Below are 19,040 nucleotides of genomic sequence, written 5' to 3' on the forward strand. Positions count from 1 at the left end.
AATTGATTACATCATTCCAGGCATACCTCCGCCCATGTGGCCTGCACTGCCTGCGTTTTCTTCTTTAATATCAATTAATGCACATTCAGTAGTTAAAATCATTCCTGAAACCGAAGCAGCATTCTCTAATGCAATACGGGTTACTTTTTTAGGATCAATGATTCCAGCTTTTAGCATATCAACATATTCATCAGTTTTTGCGTTGTATCCAAAATCTCCTGAACCTTCAGTAACTTTAGCAACAACAACAGAGCCTTCTAAACCTGCGTTTTCAACAATTGTTCTTAGAGGAGATTCAACAGCTCTAGAGATAATTTTAATTCCTGTAGCTTCATCAGCATTGTCCGCTTTTAAAGCATCAAGAGCGCTTTTTGCTCTTAATAAAGCAACACCGCCGCCAGCAACAATTCCTTCTTCGACAGCTGCACGAGTTGCATGAAGTGCATCGTCAACTCTGTCTTTTTTCTCTTTCATTTCCACTTCTGAAGCGGCACCAACGTAAAGCACAGCAACACCTCCGGCTAATTTTGCCAAACGCTCCTGTAATTTTTCTTTGTCATAATCAGAAGTTGTAGTTTCCATCTGACCTTTAATCTGATTTACACGATTTTTAATCATATCGGCATCACCAGCTCCGCTTACAACTGTAGTATTGTCTTTGTCAATATTTACTCTTTTTGCAGAACCCAGCATTTCGATAGTTGTGTTTTCTAGAGTATAACCTCTTTCTTCAGAGATTACTGTTCCGCCAGTTAAGATTGCGATATCTTCCAGCATTGCTTTTCTTCTGTCGCCAAAACCTGGCGCTTTTACAGCTGCAATTTTCAATGCACCACGCAATTTGTTTACTACCAATGTTGATAAAGCTTCACCGTCAACATCTTCGGCGATAATCAATAATGGTTTTCCTGATTGAGCAACTGGCTCAAGAACTGGTAATAACTCTTTTAAAGAAGAAACTTTTTTGTCATACAAAAGGATGTATGGACTGTCTAATTCTGCTTCCATTTTTTCTGGATTGGTCACAAAATATGGAGAAAGATATCCTCTGTCAAACTGCATTCCTTCTACAACATCTACATAAGTATCAGTTCCTTTGGCTTCTTCTACAGTGATTACACCTTCTTTTCCAACTTTTGCGAAAGCATTAGCGATTAATTCACCAATAACTTCGTCATTGTTAGCTGAAATCGATGCAATCTGTTTTATTTTTTCAGAATCGCTTCCTACTACTTTTGTTTGTTTTGCTAAATCAGCAACAATGGCTTCAACAGCTTTGTCGATACCGCGTTTCAAATCCATTGGGTTTGCTCCTGCAGCAACGTTTTTTAAGCCTTCTTTTACAATGGCTTGTGCCAATACTGTAGCAGTTGTAGTTCCGTCTCCTGCTAAATCATTAGTTTTAGAGGCTACTTCTTTTACCATTTGAGCTCCCATGTTCTCTAATGGGTCTTTCAATTCGATTTCTTTTGCAACAGAAACTCCGTCTTTAGTAACTGTAGGACCTCCAAAAGATTTTCCAATAATTACATTACGGCCTTTTGGACCAAGAGTTACTTTTACTGCATTTGCTAATGCATCAACACCGCGTTTTAATCCGTCACGTGCTTCAATATCAAATTTTATATCTTTTGCCATTTTTGTATTGCTTTAGGCAGTAGGTTTTAGGCAATAAGCCTTTTTCTACTGCAGGTTAGTATTTGTTTTTTGTGTCTCTAAGCTTTTTAAGGCTTATTGCTTAGAGCGTATTGCTAATAAGCACTTGTTTTAACTTGTAAATTTTGCTTTTTATACTATTGATTTTCTCTAACTGATTTTCGGCTGTTTCGCTATTCAGATATTTTAAATCTTTAGCTAAAATCAATAGATATTCTGTTTCGCTGGCAGAACCTAACGCAATATTGAGAAATTGATTGAATTCTTTGTCGCTGTTTCTTCCGCATCCTTCACTAATGTTTGTAGGGATTGACGAAGAAGCTCTGCGAATTTGACTTGTTAAACCATATAATTCTTCTTTAGGAAAATCAGAAGTCATTTTATAGACGTCTAAAGTTAAAGAATGGCTAAGCTGCCAAATATCATATTTTTTAAAATCTCTCATTTTATGTTGGCTTTGACCTTTAAGCAGTAGGAAGTACGCTTTAAAAGCCTATAGCTTAAGGCTTATTGCTTACAGAAAAAAATTAAATAATTGCAAGAATATCATCTTCACGCATTATGAGATAATCTTTTCCTTCTAGTTTTAATTCTGTTCCAGCGTATTTTCCATAAAGTACAGTATCTCCAATTTTTACAGTCATGGTATGGTCTTTAGTTCCGTTTCCAACTGCTACTACTGTTCCTTTTTGCGGTTTCTCTTTGGCTGTATCTGGAATAAAAATTCCTGACGCCGTTTTCGTTTCAGCTGCAACAGGTTCGATAAGAACTCTGTCTGAAAGAGGTTTAATGTTTAATGTCATGATTTTTATATTTATATTAAAATTTACTGTTTTTTTCTTTTCAGAAATTATGCCATTGCTCGTAAACTGACATTTTTTCTTATAAAAAATGCCAGCTTTGACAGGCTGGCATTTTATGTATTTATTTATACAAATTATTTTGCTGGTGCTGGAGCAGCAGGTGTGTTTGATGCAGGCGCATTCTGAACTGGAGCATTAGTTTTTGGTGCTGCAGTTTCAGTATTGTCAATAATTTTTGAATCTGAATCACTCAAAGTTCCTGTGAAACTCAAACCAGAAAGTAAGATTAATGCAATTAGTATAGTTGCCAATGTCCAAGTGCTTTTGTCTAAGAAGTCAGTAGTTTTTTGAACACCGCCTAACATTTGAGAACCGCTAATTGTAGAAGAAAGTCCGCCTCCTTTAGGGTTTTGAACCATGATTACTACGATCAATAGAAAACATACTATTGTAATTAAAACTAAAAAAATTGAAAACATACTATTTATTATTAATTGTTATTTTGTTGAATTATCCTGATATCTTTTATACGGTCTGCAAAGAAACTACTTTTTTCTGGATATTTCAAAATTAATATTTCATAAGCTTGTATAGCCTTTTGATATTTTTTTTGTTCCAAATATACTTTGGCCAAAGTCTCTGTCATCAGATAGGAATTGTCCTCTTTATTAAGGTCAATATTTGGAGTAAATACTGCTCCGGGTTTTATTGGCGGAATTTTTGGACTGGTTTCTATGAACTTATCTATTAATTCTGCTTTTTTCTTTTTGTTTACATCAATGCCAGGTTCTGGTTCCTGTTCTGGTTCTGGTACTTTTACAGTATTATTAGTTTCCTTTTTTGGGTTTTCTCTTATAATAGGCTGTATTCTGGAAATTTGAAGCCATTGATGAAATGAATGTGTTTCTGATTTTGAGAAATCTATTGGCTGGCTATAATCTGATTTTTCTTCTGTTTGAGCTGGTTCTTCTTCGATTTTAGCCGGCGCTGATTTTTCAATAGAATTAAGAATTGACTGTTCGGTATTTTTATCGATTTCTATTCTGTCAATAAAAAGAGAATTGCTGTGAGCCGCAGCAGCTTCTTTTATGGAAGTAAGAATAGAATGTTCCAATGGAGTTGTCCTGATTATTGGGACAGCTTCTTTTTCGATAATCTGACTGTCAATTACAGTTATATTGAGTAATTCTTCAATTTTTTTCTCGTAGGTCTTTTTTTGAATTGCTGTAAACGATTCTGAAGTTATAAAATCAAACAAAACGCTGCGGTCTGTAGTATGAGCGGCAACTATTTTTAATGCGAAATTGTATTTATAACTATTTTGATTGTAAAGCCCCTTTAGGCGCAGCGCACGTGCACTCTGAAAATATGGAAATTCATCCAGTACTTTTTCTAAAGCCACGGTTTGAATCTCGTCGATTTCCTCAGGTTGGTTTAATAAATAATTATAACTACTAATGTTCATTTTATTCTTTATTCCTTGTTTTTATAATTCTTATATTTTAATACTAAGATAGTAACTCTTTTTAGATTTTATTTGCTGACTGTTATCAGATTACCATTTAGCTAATGATTCATTAAAAATATCCTGAGTAATTCTTTCAAAAATTTCTTTGATAGCAGCATCTTTTGTTGCTCCTGTTAATTGCTGTGCAGCTGGATAATCGTAATAGAACTCAAAAGATTTGTCGAAATCGTCTGCTTCTTTATTTTTATTGGAAAATCTAACCTGTACCCTGATTTTTAATCGGTTTTGTGCTGCTTTTTGATCGGCAGTTGCAGTCATTGGACTGATTCTGTAATCAGTAATTTCACCTTCATAGGTTAAATCTCCATTGTTTTTTACTAAATGCAGATTCGTTTGATTCTGAATTAAATCTTGTAAAGTCAATGTAAATGTTCTGTCGATACCCGGTTCTATCAAATCAGAATTATTTGGAAAAAAGTTAACTTGATAAGTTTTGGCATCAATTTTACCCGTACCTGTAAAGTTGTAAACCGAACAGCTGTTTAGGATGAATGAACTAATTATTAATAAGAGATACTGTGTTTTTTTCATATAATGTGTAAATTGCTATGCCTGTTCGCTATCGCTCGAGTCCAAATTCTAAATTCGGTTTGAATTTCAAATGTACAAAAATCGAATTTGTGATTTGAAATTTAATTTTTTCTTACAAATCGAATTGCTTGATTTTTCGATATAAAGTACGCTCTGAAATTCCTAATTCATCTGCGGCAGCTTTTCTTTTTCCTTTGTTTTTTTCTAATGATTTTTTGATCATTTCGATTTCTTTTTGTTCTAGCCTTAGGATTTCTTCCTCTTCGATGGTTTCTGCCAAAAGATAATTGTTTGACTCCTGTTCTTCATAGTCCTGTTCGATGTTTGAATTGGATAAGAAAGAGGTTCTTGGTTCTTCTTCAAAATCTATTTCGCTGTCCTCATTTTCGGAACCGTATATTTTTTTGATGAGCGATTTATTAGTTTCCTGAACTTTGGAACTCCCGTTCTGCATTAATTCCAATGTCAGTTTTTTAAGATCGTGCAAATCACTTTTCATGTCAAAAAGGACTTTGTACAAAATCTCTCTTTCAGTATTGAAATCGCTGTCGTTTTTTTTGTCTTTAATAATCGATGGTAAATTACTGTCTTCGGTTGGCAGATATGTCTGCAGAGTCTGCGCTGTAATGTCCCTGTTAGTTTCTAATACCGAAATCTGTTCTGCAACATTTCGCAATTGACGGATATTACCGCTCCAGCGGAACTTTTGCAGAATCAATACAGCTGTATCATCCAGTTTTAAAGGTGGCATTTTGTATTTGTTAGCAAAATCGGCTGCAAATTTTCGGAACAATAAATGAATATCGTCTTTTCGTTCGCGAAGAGGAGGCAGGTTGATGTCTACTGTGCTTAAACGATAATATAGATCCTCGCGGAATTTCCCTTTTTCAATTGCCTTAAATAAATTGACATTGGTTGCTGCTACGATACGCACATTTGTTTTTTGAACCTGTGAAGAACCTACTTTTATGAATTCTCCATTTTCCAAAACACGCAGTAAACGTACTTGTGTGGTCAAAGGTAATTCTCCAACTTCATCAAGGAAAATCGTTCCGCCATTGGCTACTTCAAAATAGCCTTCACGAGTACTGGTAGCACCTGTAAAAGCTCCTTTTTCGTGGCCAAAAAGTTCACTGTCAATTGTTCCTTCAGGAATCGCACCGCAGTTTACAGCAATGTATTTTCCGTGTTTTCGGTGGGATAGGGAATGTATAATCTTTGGGATGTTTTCTTTTCCCACACCGCTTTCTCCAGCCACCAAAACGGAAATATCGGTAGGGGCCACCTGAATGGCTTTTTCTATGGCACGGTTGAGCTTTGGGTCATTTCCAATAATCTCAAAGCGCTGTTTTATTGATTGTACTGTATCCATTTTTAAAGGTTTAAAGTTTAAAATAGTTTAAATGTTAAACTGCTTACTTTAATGATTTCTTTATGCTTAATGAATTATAGAGCTGCTTTAATTCGTTGTTTTAATCTTAATCAAAATTTTCTACTGTTTTGACTCTGTTAAAGTGTCTTTTTGAACAGCAGTTTTTTCAGTTTTATGTTTTGGAAAATAAGTTCTGATGATGTAGAACGTTGTTCCAAAAGCAATGATGAAAGTAATTAAAGCGATAAGTATATTTTTTTTAGACATCTATTTTTTGTTTAGCCACAAATTACACAAATTTTCACAAATTCTTTTTTATATAATTAATCGTTTATGCATTAGAGATTTATTTTGAAAATTGGTAATAATTCCAATTTTGGAATCTGCGAGTCTAATATAGTTTAGAGTTTGAGCAATGTGTTCGTTATTGATTTCTTTAACAGATTTAACTTCTAAAATGATTTCATCATAAAGAATGAAATCGGCGTAAAATTTATGAGGAAGAATTTGTCCTTTGTATTCAATGGAAAATTCTTTTTCACGTTCATAAGGGATATTATTGTTCTTGAATTCTATTTCTAATGCGTCTTTGTAAATAATTTCTAATAAACCAGGGCCTAAAATTCGATGAACCTCCATACAAATTCCAATTATTATGTAATTTTCTTTTTGCTTGTAGTATTCCATAAATAATTTGTGAAAATTTGTGTAATTTGTGGCTTATATCGTTAGTTTAATTCATTTTACTCAATCCCACCGCTTCCCCTTTCAGAGTTCCTGATGTACAGGAAGTGATTTTTACATTCACAAAATCTCCTACTTTGTAATTTTCTTTCGGGAATACCACAACGATACTTTGTGAATTTCGTCCTGACCAATCATCTTGGGATCGTTTGGAAGCTTTTTCTATTAAAACTTCTACAGTCTGACCCAAAAATTCCTGTGTTCTTATCGCGCTGTGTTCTCTTTGTAAATCGACAATTTCCTGCAGTCTTCTTGCTTTTGTTTCTTCAGGAACATCATCTTCCATTTTTCTTCCTGCCAATGTTCCCGGGCGTTCCGAATAGCTGTACATATAGCCAAAACTATATTTTACATATTCCATCAGACTCAAAGTGTCTTGGTGATCTTCTTCTGTTTCGGTTGGAAAACCTGAAATCATATCTTGTGTAACAGAAACATTCGGAATAATGGCACGTATTTTATCAATCAGAGCCATATATTCTTCTCTGGTGTGCAGACGGTTCATCTCTTTAAGGATACGGTTGCTGCCTGACTGAACAGGTAAATGGATGTGTTTGCAGATATTTGGATATTTGGCAATAACGTGCAGAATGCTTTCGTGCATATCCTGCGGATTCGATGTTGAAAAGCGGATACGCATTTTAGGAAAAGCTGAAGCAACCATTTCAAGCAGCTGATCAAAATCTACGGCTGTCGCTTTTTGCATTTCACTGGCGTTGACAAAATCCTTTTTCAGTCCGCCGCCATACCATAAGTAACTATCTACATTCTGACCAAGAAGCGTAATTTCCTTAAAACCTTTATTCCACAAATCCTGAATTTCGTTCATGATACTTTGCGGTTCACGGCTTCGCTCGCGTCCACGGGTAAAAGGCACCACGCAAAATGTACACATATTATCACAGCCTCTCGTGATAGAAACCAATGCTGTAATTCCGTTGCTCATTAATCGTACTGGTGAAATATCACCATAGGTTTCCTCTTTGGACAAAATTACATTAATCGCATCACGTCCTTCTTCAACTTCGCTTAATAAATTAGGTAAGTCTTTGTAGGCGTCTGGTCCCACAACGAGATCAACGATTTTTTCCTCGTCAAGAAATTTTTCTTTCAAACGCTCTGCCATACAGCCCAAAACTCCGACTTTCATCTTTGGGTTGGTGCGTTTCACGGCATTGTATTTTTCTAAGCGTTTGCGAATCGTCTGTTCTGCTTTGTCGCGAATCGAGCAGGTATTTACTAAAACCAGATCGGCTTCTTCCAAAACGGATGTAGTGTTATAACCGCCGTCAGACAATATGGAAGCAACAACTTCACTGTCCGAAAAATTCATTGCACAGCCGTAGCTTTCTATAAAGAGTTTTTTGGTATTCTCAGGTTTATGTTCCAGTACAAGGCTGTTCCCTTGTTTGCTTTCTTCAATTATCTTTTCCATTGGGTATTTTCAAAGCGCAAATATACGGCAAATACAGTGATTATGACAAGATGTCAGCCGAAGAATTAACAAATTTTAAACGATTTTAGATTGAAGATTAACGATTGCAGATTTATGATGTAAAAATTGAATTGAAATTTTAAAAAGATAAATGTTATTCATCGATTTTCAGAAAGTCAAAAATCAAAAATCTTTGATCTAATATCTGAGATCATTTGGAGCTAATTCCTGTTTTTTGTTGCAAGTATTCACAAAAAAAAAAGTAAAGATTCAAAAAATATTATTTTAACCTAAACTCTTTCAATAAAAAACCATTCGCTACGGTTTTAAAATCCACCAGTTGATTTTGAACCCAAATTTCATCATGTTTTAATTCCTTTGCTAGCAAACGGGCAACTTTATCTGCGCAGGTAATTGCTGCTCTTGCGTCGAGAAATAGTAAACGCACACGTCTTGCTAGAACATCCTCTACAGTCGCAGCCATTTCTTTTCGAACAGCCCAGGCAACTTCTGCTAATGTATAATCGTAGTTTGGATGCAGCTTTTCTTTCAGTTCGGGTTCATTTTCTTGTAATTCAAGAATAGATTTACTGTCGGTTCCATAAACAAACAAGTGGTTTTCAAAATCTGCACTGCTGTTTTTTTTGTTACCATGAATGGATAAATATTTGGTTTTGCATTTAAGTTTGGGTAATTGATGTGTCTCGATTGTTTTGTCAATAATATCTTCAGCAATTTTCCGGTATGTTGTCCATTTTCCGCCAGTGATGGTGATTAATCCGGTCTCAGAAACTATTATTTTATGACTTCTGGAAACTTCTTTGGTGCTTTGTCCTTTATTTTCGGGTGCAGCTAACGGTCTTAAACCAGCAAAGACCGAAAGAACATCAGCTCGTGTTGGTTTTTTTGTCAAATATTTTTTAGCAGTTTCCAAAACAAATTCAATTTCTTCTTCCAAAGCTATTGGTTCAATATCCGATTTTTTCACTAAGGTATCGGTGGTTCCTATGACAATTTTATCATGCCAGGGAACGGCAAAAAGAACTCTTCCGTCATTCGTTTTTGGAATCATCAATGCGTGTTCTCCTGGTAAAAAAGATTTATCGAAAACCAAGTGAATACCTTGGCTAGGGACAATGTATTTTTTATAAACAGTATCGTTCATTTTCATGATGGCATTGGTAAATACGCCGGTAGCATTAATTACCGCTTTGCTTAATATACTGTGTTCTTCTTGTGTTTCCTGATCGACCGCAATTACTCCGGTAATTTTGTTTTGATTATTCTTAATTAATTGTGTTACTTTAAAATGATTAAGAACGCAGGCTCCATTGTCAGCAGCAGTTTGAGCTAAGTTAACTGCTAATCTGGAGTCGTCAAACTGTCCGTCGTGATAGAGAACGCCGCTTTGCAGTCCGGTGGGTTCAATGGAGGAAATTAATTTGATGGTTTTTTCTTTTGATAGATATTTAGAACTTCCAAGACTTAATCTGCCGGACAATAAATCGTATAATTTCAACCCGAAGGTGTAAAAATAACCGCCCCACCAATTGTAATTTGGAATGATAAATGATTCGTTTTTTACCAAATGTCCAGCATTCCTTTCCATTAATCCGCGTTCTTTCAAAGCTTCGATGACTAATGGAATATTGCCCTGTTCTAAATACCGAACACCTCCATGTACCAATTTGGTGCTTCGGCTTGAGGTTCCCTTTGCAAAATCTACAGCTTCTAAGACTATGGTTTTAAAACCTCTGCTTGAAGCATCAACGGCAGCCCCAAGACCATTGGCACCGCCTCCAATAATAATGATGTCCCAATTCTGGTTTTTCTTGAGTTTTTCTAATTGATTGTTTCGGTTCATTTTTTTTGCAGGTTCATCTGGGTCTTTTGTAGTAAATTTAACTAATTATTTAAGAGCTTTGTCTTTTTGGAAATTTAAATTCGGATTTCTTTTTTATACCTATATATATAGGTCAAATGGAATTGTGTGTTTTACTGTTTTAAAGGTTTTTTCTTGTGTTGAATGAATTTGCTTTTTTAAAGTTAAATTTAGAATTGAATTGATATAAACAAATGATAATTAGGAAACTTTGTGTTGTTTAACGCTTCATTTGCCGATTTAATATGTTTTTAAAATCAATGAAAGGTTGATATTTAAAAAAAAAAATTACTTTTGCCATTCAAACAATAGCAAAATGGCAAAGAATTTAGTGATAGTTGAGTCCCCTGCAAAGGCAAAAACAATCGAGAAATTTCTAGGAAGTGATTATCAGGTAGAATCAAGTTACGGGCATATCGCCGACCTGCCTTCCAAAGAAATAGGTGTTGATGTCGAAAATGGATTCATTCCCAAATATGAAGTTTCCTCGGATAAAAAAGCATTGGTTTCCAAATTAAAGACGTTAGCCAAAAATGCCGATATGGTATGGCTGGCGAGCGATGAGGACCGCGAGGGAGAGGCTATTTCTTGGCACTTGGCGGAAGAACTGAAACTTAAAAAAGAGAAAACAAAACGTATTGTTTTTCACGAAATTACAAAAACTGCTATTCTTAAAGCTATTGACAAACCGCGTGAAATTGATTATAATTTAGTTAATGCACAGCAGGCGCGAAGAGTTTTGGACCGTTTGGTTGGTTATGAGTTGTCTCCTGTGCTTTGGAGAAAAGTAAAAGGAGGTTTGTCAGCTGGACGTGTTCAGTCGGTTTCTGTGCGGCTGATTGTTGAAAGAGAACGCGAAATTCAAAATTTTACTGCTGTAGCATCTTATTCAGTTGTTGCTGAATTCACAAACGAAGCCGGAAAGTCTTTTAAGGCAAAGCTTCCAAAAAATTTCAATACAAAAAAAGAAGCCGAAGATTTTTTAAATAAAAATATTGGCTCTGCATATAAGGTAGCAGATTTAGAAACGAAACCTACCAAAAAATCCCCAACAGCTCCTTTTACAACTTCGACTTTGCAGCAGGAAGCGGCAAGAAAATTGTATTTGCCTGTTGGAATCACCATGCAGCTGGCACAGCGATTGTATGAGGCTGGACTTATTACCTATATGAGAACGGATAGTGTGAATTTGTCCAAAGAGGCGATGGATGCTGCACAGGCAGAAATCATTAAGTCTTATGGTAAGGAATTCTCAAATCCAAGAACTTTTGCTAATAAAAGCAAAGGAGCACAAGAGGCTCACGAAGCGATACGTCCAACGGATATGTCTCTTCATTCTGTTGATATTGACAGAGATCAAGCACGTTTGTATGACTTGATTTGGAAAAGAACATTGGCTTCACAAATGAGTGATGCAAAATTGGAGCGAACCAATGTGAAAATTGAAGCCAATAATCATGATGAAGTATTTACTGCTTCAGGTGAAGTTTTACTTTTTGAAGGATTTTTGAGAGTATATCTTGAAGGACACGATGATGACGAAGAAGAGCAGGAAGGAATGCTGCCAGCCTTGAAAGTAAATGAAAAACTGCAGAATAATTATATTACTGCAACAGAAAGATATTCAAGAGCGGCTGCAAGATACACTGAAGCTTCTTTAGTGAAAAAATTAGAAGAATTAGGAATTGGCCGTCCTTCTACTTATGCACCGACTATTTCTACTATTATCAATAGAAACTATGTTGAGAAAGGAAATTTAGAAGGTCAGGAACGTAATTATACGCAGTTGACTCTGCAGTCTGGTAAATTGGCAGAGAAGCTGCTCAAAGAAAATACAGGTTCTGATAAAGGAAAATTAGTCCCTACTGATATAGGTACAATTGTAACTGATTTCTTAGTGAAGAACTTTGGGAATATTTTGGATTATAATTTCACTGCCAAAGTGGAACATGATTTTGATGAAATAGCCGAAGGAAATATCGAATGGGCAAAGATGATGCAGGAGTTCTATGATCAATTTCATCCAACGGTAAAAGACGTAGAGGCGAATGCCGACAGAGAAAGCGGCGAAAGAATATTAGGGATTGATCCAGCATCTGGTAAGCAGGTTTCAGTTCGTTTAGGTAAATTTGGTCCTATGGCTCAAATTGGAAATGCTGAGGACGATGATAAAAAATTTGCAAGTCTTCGTCATGAGCAGAATATTGGAAATATAACTTTGGAAGAAGCGTTGAATTTATTTCTGCTTCCAAAAAATTTAGGTATATATAAAGGTGAAGAAGTTGAAGTGAGTAATGGCCGTTATGGGCCGTATGTGCGTCATGGAAGTGTTTTTATTTCTTTGCCAAGAGGAGAAGATCCATTGGATGTATCGATGGTTAGAGCTCAGGAACTAATTGATGAAAAAGCAATTGCTGATGCTCCAATTGCGGTTTATAAAGGAGAAGGCGTTCAAAAGGGAACTGGCCGTTTCGGACCGTTTATCAAATGGAATGGTATTTTTATAAACGTAAGTAAGAAATATAATTTTGATAATCTTTCTCAAGCCGATGTAGAGGCTTTGATTGAAGATAAACTGCAGAAGAATATTGACAAAGTGCTTCATAATTGGGAAGAGGAAGGTATATTAGTGGAAAAAGCGCGTTGGGGTCGTTCAGTTATAACAAAGGGTAAAATAAAAATTGAACTAAGTAAGGATGTTGATGCTGCAAAATTGACTTTGGCTGAAGTTCAGGAAATGATTGCCAAAAAGACTCCTGCTAAGAAAGTGGCAGCAAAAAAGACGACGGCAGTAAAAAAACCGGCAGTCAAAAAAACTGTGGCTAAAAAGAAATAAAGAATTTGATTCCGTTGATCTTGATTTTGTTTCAGGAAGCTGCGGAAACTAAGACTATAAAGAAATAGATAAAGAAATGGAATTTGATTTTTTAGTGCCATTAGACAGTGAAATTTTAAAGCATATACAAGAGCTGTCTGCACAGCATTTTGGAAGCAAAGTTGTGTTGCATACTGCTGATTCAGTTCCAGATTTAGATAAAATTAATATTGCTATTATTGGTGTTCTTGATAATAGAGGTGATCAAAAGGCTAAAGCTGAAGTTGATTTAAATGCAATCCGAAAAGAATTGTACAGTATGTTTCCTGGTAACTGGAAGGCAAGTATAGCTGATTTAGGGGATGTTCTTGCTGGAAATTCAAAAGAAGATACTTATTTTGCAGTAAAAAAAATAACAGCAGGATTGATAAGAAGAAAAATCATTCCGATAGTTATTGGAGGTTCTCAGGATATAACTTATTCACTTTATAGAGCTTATGATGATTTGGAGCAAATGGTAAACCTAGTTGCGATAGATAGTAAGTTTGATTTTGGGAAAGAAAATGAAGCGATAAGCTGTGATTCTTTTTTAACAAAAATAATTATAGACGAGCCCAATAATTTATTTAATTTTTGTAATATTGGCTATCAGACATACTATAATTCTCAGGAGGAGATTGATTTGATAGAGAAATTATTTTTTGATGCTTATCGGCTAGGTGAAGTTTCAAATAATATATCAATTTCAGAACCGGTTTTTAGAGATGCAGATTTAGTAAGTATTGATTTGAACTCTGTAAAATCATCGGATTCGGGTAATTTTATAGATTTTAATCCGAATGGTTTTAATGGTAAGGAAATATGTTCTTTGGCTAGATATGCTGGAATAAGTGATAAGGTGACATCATTTGGTATTTTTAATCATAATAACTCTAGGCAGGAGGCTGTGATTATTTCTCAGATATGCTGGTATTTTATTGAAGGGTATCATTATAGATCTAATGAGTATCCATTTGGAAGCAGAGAGAGATATTTAAAGTATATTGTTCCGCTTGAAGATGAGGATTTAATTTTCTTTAAAAGTGATAAAACTGAAAGGTGGTGGATTGAGATTCCATATGTTTTAAGTTCAAACAATAAATTGAAGAAAAATACGTTATTACCATGTTCATATGAAGAATATTTGGCAGCTTGTAATCAAGAAATGCCGGAAAGATGGTGGAAAGCCCAGCGTAAAAACGTTGTGTGATTTTTTTTATTCTTTAAAATTATTGGTTTTTTAGCAAAAGCGTTAATTTTATATGAATATTTGAAATAATTGTGTAATACTTACATTTTTTTCAAAAGTGTGTTTTTTATCGTTGTTATTTAACTCTTCGGCGATAAAATATTTTTTTTTAAGAATTTTTAACATACATTTGACCAATAAAATTTAAGGCTATAAAAAGAATTGTTTTTTAAAAAAAAAATAAATAGGTTTACAGTCTGATAATAATGAATAGATAACCCCAATTTTTATGAAGAATTTCATTGCATTTACGGCAATTTTAACAGTGTTGATTAGCTGTGGTAGATCAAGCGACAAAGGTGAGTTGGTTGGTGTAAAAGGAGCAAAATGGCATCCAGAAAAACCTTATGGAATGACGCTGGTACCTGGTGGGTCATATATCATGGGTAAATCTGATGATGATGTCGCTAATGTTGGTGATGCACCAACTAAAACTGTTACTGTTAGATCATTTTATATGGACGAAACAGAAATTACAAATAACGAGTATCGTCAGTTTGTAGAATGGGTTAAAGATTCTACAATACGTTTACGTTTGGCTATTCTGGCAGAAGAAAGCGGTCAGGGTGGTGGCGCAGATGGGAAAGGAAAAGGAAAAAATTCAGGAAGCATTGCTGATTATGCATTTAATGATTCTAATCCTGAAAAAATGACTGCATATGATAAATATATGTATGATAACTATTATAGTATTGGAACGGCTAAAGATGCAAATGCTTTCAAAAGGCTTAATAGAAAAGCAAAGCTTATAAAAGATGTTAAAAAATATCCAGATGAAAGTTATGTAGAAGTAATGGATTCAATGTATCTGCCTTTAGAAGCTTCTTACAACGGTTTGAGAACCATGGATGTGAATAAGCTTAAATTCCGTTATAACTGGATGGATATTCAGGCTGCAGCAAAAGCTAAAGTTGGTAAAAGACAGGACTTTATAAGAACTGAAGAGGTGAAAGTATATCCTGACACAACAGTTTGGATAAAAGATTTCAGCTACTCTTATAATGAGCCAATGCACAATGATTATTTTTGGCATAAAGCATATGGAGAATATCCTGTAGTAGGTGTAACTTGGAAACAGGCAAAAGCTTTCTGTGAATGGAGAACTTTAAACAAAAACATATGGCTGAAATCTAAGAAAGGTCATTATGATAATGTAAATTCATTCAGATTACCTACAGAAGCTGAATGGGAATATGCTGCAAGAGGAGGTTTGGAATCTGCTACTTTCCCTTGGGGTGGTCCGTATACTAAAAGTGACAGAGGCTGTTTCTTGGCTAATTTTAAACCTAACAGAGGTGATTATGCTGCTGATCAGGCACTGTACACAGTAGAAGCTCAGTCTTATGAGCCTAATGGATATAATTTGTATAATATGGCTGGAAACGTTTCTGAATGGACTGATTCTGCTTATGATTCCAATTCGTACGAATTCATGTCTACAATGAACCCTGCAGTCATTGATAATTCAAATAAACGTAAAGTTGTAAGAGGCGGATCTTGGAAAGATGTGTCATACTTTTTACAGGTAAGTACCCGTGCATTTGAATATTCGGATTCAGCAAGAAGTTATATCGGATTTAGAACAGTACAAGATTACATGGGTACTCAGACTACTAAAAACGGTAAAAAATAATAAAAGAATTTCCTAAATCACTTAAATAAAAATAACCTATAAATTAACTTTAAAATTTTTAAACGATGGCTATATTGAGCAAAAAAGCAATGAATTTTACCTATGGTATGGGAGCGGCAGTAGTAATTATTGGAGCACTTTTTAAAATTCAACATTATCCTGGAGCAAGTGCATTATTAATTGTTGGTCTTTGTACTGAAGCTTTTATTTTTGCTCTTTCAGCATTTGAACCTGTTGATCACGAATTGGACTGGTCTTTGGTGTATCCTGAATTGGCACCTGGTGCTGTAAAAACTGAGAAGAAAGCTATTGTAAAAGATGATGCTGACGGAATGTTATCTTCAAAATTAGATGCTTTATTAAAAGAAGCAAAAATTGATGGTGAATTAATGAACAGCCTTGGTAATAGTATCCGTAATTTCGAAGATGCTTCAAGAAATATTTCTCCAACTGTTGATTCAATTGCTGCTACAAAAAAATACAGCGAAGAATTGTCTATGGCAGCTGCTCAAATGGAGTCTTTAAACAGTTTATATAAAATTCAATTAGAAAGCGCTTCTAGAAATACTGAAGCTAATAAAGAAATTGCTGAAAATGCTAGTAAATTAAAGGAGCAAATGCAATCAATGACTGCAAATATTGCTTCTTTGAACAATGTTTACGGTGGTATGCTTTCTGCTATGAGTAATAAAGGATAATTAGTTTTTTAACTATATATTTTAATATTAAATAATAAACTAATTAGAAAAATGGCAGGAGGAAAATTAACCCCTAGACAGAAGATGATTAACCTGATGTATTTGGTTTTCATCGCAATGTTAGCATTAAATATGTCCAAAGAAGTATTGTCAGCATTTGGATTAATAAACGAGAGATTTGAAACTGCAAATGGTTTAGCGTTAACTTCTAATGAAGCTATTTTAGCAGATTTAGATCTTAAAGCTCAAGATAAACCTGAGCAGTATCAAGTTCCTAACGAAATTGGTAAAAAAGTAGCTGCTGCTACAACTACTTTTTACAAGTATGTAGAGTCACTTAAATTAGGTTTTACTAAGGATATTGTAAGAGAAAAAGATGGTAAATTACCATATGAAACTATGGATAATTCATCCAAATTAGATGAGTCATGGTTTAGCGGTGATGGTTTATCAGCTAAAGGTAAAGAAGTTGTTGCTGCAGTTGAGGCTTATAAATCTGCGATCAAATCTGCTTTAGGAAATGATCCTAAGTTTAAAGACATCTTAGCTGAGTTCAATACTAAATTTAATACAGCTGATGTTAAGGATAAAGAAGGTGTTACTAAAAATAATTTAGATTATAATTTTAAGCATTTTCCATTAATTGCTTCTGTTGCTAAATTAACAGCTATCCAAAATGATGTTAATACAATTGAAAACCAAATTTTGGGAACTTTGACTGGATCTACAGCTGTTGCTGCTGCGTCAATGAAAAATTATACTGCTATCGTTATACCTGAAAAATCTGCATTCTTTGCTGGTGAAGCTGTAAAAGGTAAAATCGTTTTAGGACGTTTTGATAAATCTACTGTTCCAACTCAAGTTGTAGTTAACGGAGGTAATTTAAATTTGGCGACTGCATTGCATGACGGTCAAGTTGATTTTAGTTTTGGTGCTGGTAATGTTGGTGAACACGACATTAATGGTAACTTTACTTTTATGGAAGATGGAAAACCAGTTGCGATTCCAATTTTAGGAAACTATGTTGTTGTTCCAAAACCAAATTCAGCAACTATTTCTGCAGATAAAATGAATGTAGTTTATAGAGGCGTTATTAACCCAATGACTATTTCTTTTGCTGGTGTTTCTGATGATAAAGTAACTGCTTCTGCGCCAGGATTAAGCCGTGCAGGTAAAGCGGGCAGCTATAATATGAGTCCAGGTCAAGGTTCTGAAGTGGTAATTAATGTAACAGGAACATTACCTGATGGTTCAAAAGTTTCTGATAAAAGATCTTTCAGAATTAAAGGTATTCCAGCTCCAGTTGGTGCTATTGGTGGAGAAATTGGAATTGTTAAAGGAGCTAAATCTCGTTTAGAAGTTTCTCAAGTATCTGCTAAATTACCTGATTTTGATTTTAATGTTAATTTGAATGTTGTTGGATTTACTTTAAAAGTTACTGGACAGGCTGCAGTTATTGTTTCTGGTGATAGAGTTAATTCTCAATGTAAAGCAGCTTTGGCAAGAGCCACAAGAGGTGACCAAATCACGATTTCTGATATCAAAACCAAGTTAGTTGGATCTGATATTATGCTTTCTAGAACGGCACCGGTAATTTATGAAATACAATAATATTTAAGTTGAAATTTAACGCTTAGATAACTTAATAATTGATAAAATGAAGACTAAAAATTTAGTAGTAGTTATTGCATTAGTTGCAGGAAGTTTTTCTTCATTTGCACAATCTAATTTGCTTAATGCTAAAACTCCTGAGCAAATAGGTGTAAAGACTAAATCTCAAATATCGCTTGATAATGATAAGCCCTTAGCTTATGGTTATGTTGATGATAGAGATATATTAATGGGAAAAACTACTTGGGAGATAATTGATTTGAGTGAAAGATTTAATTTTCCTCTTTATTTTCCAATCGATTCTACTAATATAGGGAAAGACAGAAGATCATTATTTGATGTTTTAATTAAAGGTATTAAAGCTAATAAAATAACTGAAGTGTATGCTGATGATTATTTTAATACCAAAAAATCATTTAAAGACATGAGCAGTTCGTTTACTTATATTGATACTACAAATGCTGGTAGAGAAGAAGTAAATGCCAATAGAGATTTGTATTATCCAAAAGCAAAACCCTCGATTACTTATAAAACTGTTAAAGGTAAAAAAGTAAAAGTTGTTGGTCCTGCTACTGTTCCCGTTGCTAAGGTTTTAGATCCTCAGTTTATTGATAAAAGAGAACTTACTTCACAGGATATTACTGGTTATAAATTGAAAGGATACTGGTATTTTGATAAACGTCAGAGTGAATTAAAGTATCGCTTGTTAGGTATTTGTCCAATTGCTCCTGAGGCAAGAGAAGTTGGAACTGAGAATCCTGATTATATTGATTTATTCTGGATTTTTTATCCATCAATCCGTGATTATCTGCATCAGTATTTAGCATTCAATGAAAAGAATTCTTCTATGCCAATTTCTTTTGATAGAATTTTAGATTCTCGTCAATTTAGCGGTGTCATTTACAAAGAAGAAAATGTTTATGGTGACCGTTTGATTACTGAGTATGTTAATGAAAATGCTTTGAACCAATTATTGGAATCAGACAGAATTAAAGATAAAATTCGTGACTTCGAACACGATATGTGGAATTACTAATTTCATGA

At 34.5% G+C, this 19,040-nt stretch carries 17 protein-coding genes; 6 read left to right on the forward strand and 11 right to left on the reverse strand.

All coding sequences use genetic code 11. The annotated features are described in order from the left end of the window. Positions 1–6: 6 nt before the first annotated feature. From groL to IRZ80_RS13295, 11 genes are all read right to left on the reverse strand, one after another. The gene (gene groL, locus IRZ80_RS13245) at positions 7–1,638 is read right to left on the reverse strand and encodes a chaperonin GroEL (protein WP_194642049.1); all 1,632 of its coding nucleotides are present in this window, start codon (positions 1,636–1,638) and stop codon (positions 7–9) included. Positions 1,639–1,738: 100 nt separating this feature from the next. Then, on the reverse strand, positions 1,739–2,101 hold the full coding sequence (locus IRZ80_RS13250; RefSeq protein ID WP_194642050.1) for a four helix bundle protein: 363 nt from the start codon (positions 2,099–2,101) through the stop codon (positions 1,739–1,741). 82 nt (positions 2,102–2,183) lie between these two features. Beyond that, entirely contained in the window at positions 2,184–2,459 is a 276-nt protein-coding gene (gene groES / locus IRZ80_RS13255; protein ID WP_100431955.1) for a co-chaperone GroES, read from the reverse strand. A 134-nt stretch (positions 2,460–2,593) separates the two neighbouring features. Continuing rightward, positions 2,594–2,938 carry a preprotein translocase subunit SecG gene (gene secG, locus IRZ80_RS13260; protein WP_194642051.1) on the reverse strand — a complete coding sequence of 115 codons (345 nt, stop codon included), beginning with the start codon at positions 2,936–2,938 and terminating at the stop codon, positions 2,594–2,596. 11 nt (positions 2,939–2,949) lie between these two features. Continuing rightward, entirely contained in the window at positions 2,950–3,924 is a 975-nt protein-coding gene (locus IRZ80_RS13265) for a tetratricopeptide repeat protein (protein ID WP_194642052.1), read from the reverse strand. A 90-nt stretch (positions 3,925–4,014) separates the two neighbouring features. Then, the gene (locus IRZ80_RS13270; RefSeq protein ID WP_194642053.1) at positions 4,015–4,518 is read right to left on the reverse strand and encodes an LptE family protein; all 504 of its coding nucleotides are present in this window, start codon (positions 4,516–4,518) and stop codon (positions 4,015–4,017) included. Positions 4,519–4,630: 112 nt separating this feature from the next. Continuing rightward, positions 4,631–5,890, reverse strand: coding sequence for a sigma-54 interaction domain-containing protein (locus IRZ80_RS13275; RefSeq protein ID WP_194642054.1), 1,260 nt, complete (start codon positions 5,888–5,890; stop codon positions 4,631–4,633). A 120-nt stretch (positions 5,891–6,010) separates the two neighbouring features. Continuing rightward, complete coding sequence (locus IRZ80_RS13280; RefSeq protein ID WP_194642055.1) at positions 6,011–6,157, reverse strand: hypothetical protein; 147 nt, start codon at positions 6,155–6,157, stop codon at positions 6,011–6,013. A gap of 48 nt (positions 6,158–6,205) precedes the next feature. Beyond that, the gene (locus IRZ80_RS13285) at positions 6,206–6,577 is read right to left on the reverse strand and encodes a GxxExxY protein (protein WP_194642056.1); all 372 of its coding nucleotides are present in this window, start codon (positions 6,575–6,577) and stop codon (positions 6,206–6,208) included. A gap of 46 nt (positions 6,578–6,623) precedes the next feature. Then, a complete protein-coding gene (gene miaB / locus IRZ80_RS13290) occupies positions 6,624–8,069 on the reverse strand; it encodes a tRNA (N6-isopentenyl adenosine(37)-C2)-methylthiotransferase MiaB (protein ID WP_194642057.1) in 1,446 nt (481 codons plus the stop codon). A 280-nt stretch (positions 8,070–8,349) separates the two neighbouring features. Then, on the reverse strand, positions 8,350–9,933 hold the full coding sequence (locus IRZ80_RS13295) for a glycerol-3-phosphate dehydrogenase/oxidase (RefSeq protein ID WP_194642058.1): 1,584 nt from the start codon (positions 9,931–9,933) through the stop codon (positions 8,350–8,352). A 334-nt stretch (positions 9,934–10,267) separates the two neighbouring features. Here IRZ80_RS13295 and topA point away from each other — a divergent pair, with 334 nt between their 5' ends. From topA to gldN, 6 genes are all read left to right on the forward strand, one after another. After that, on the forward strand, positions 10,268–12,787 hold the full coding sequence (gene topA, locus IRZ80_RS13300; protein WP_194642059.1) for a type I DNA topoisomerase: 2,520 nt from the start codon (positions 10,268–10,270) through the stop codon (positions 12,785–12,787). Between the two features lie 76 nt (positions 12,788–12,863). Further along, the gene (locus IRZ80_RS13305) at positions 12,864–14,015 is read left to right on the forward strand and encodes a formimidoylglutamase (protein ID WP_194642060.1); all 1,152 of its coding nucleotides are present in this window, start codon (positions 12,864–12,866) and stop codon (positions 14,013–14,015) included. Between the two features lie 268 nt (positions 14,016–14,283). Continuing rightward, a complete protein-coding gene (gldK, locus tag IRZ80_RS13310) occupies positions 14,284–15,687 on the forward strand; it encodes a gliding motility lipoprotein GldK (protein ID WP_194642061.1) in 1,404 nt (467 codons plus the stop codon). Positions 15,688–15,752: 65 nt separating this feature from the next. Then, entirely contained in the window at positions 15,753–16,385 is a 633-nt protein-coding gene (gene gldL, locus IRZ80_RS13315; protein ID WP_194642062.1) for a gliding motility protein GldL, read from the forward strand. Between the two features lie 51 nt (positions 16,386–16,436). Continuing rightward, the gene (gene gldM, locus IRZ80_RS13320) at positions 16,437–17,996 is read left to right on the forward strand and encodes a gliding motility protein GldM (protein WP_194642063.1); all 1,560 of its coding nucleotides are present in this window, start codon (positions 16,437–16,439) and stop codon (positions 17,994–17,996) included. Between the two features lie 46 nt (positions 17,997–18,042). Further along, positions 18,043–19,032: a gliding motility protein GldN gene (gene gldN, locus IRZ80_RS13325; RefSeq protein ID WP_194642064.1), complete on the forward strand. Its 990-nt coding sequence runs from the start codon at positions 18,043–18,045 to the stop codon at positions 19,030–19,032. Positions 19,033–19,040 lie beyond the last annotated feature (8 nt).

It is taken from the genome of Flavobacterium sp. HJJ, from assembly GCF_015351475.1.
GTDB classification, from domain to species: Bacteria; Bacteroidota; Bacteroidia; order Flavobacteriales; family Flavobacteriaceae; genus Flavobacterium; species Flavobacterium marginilacus.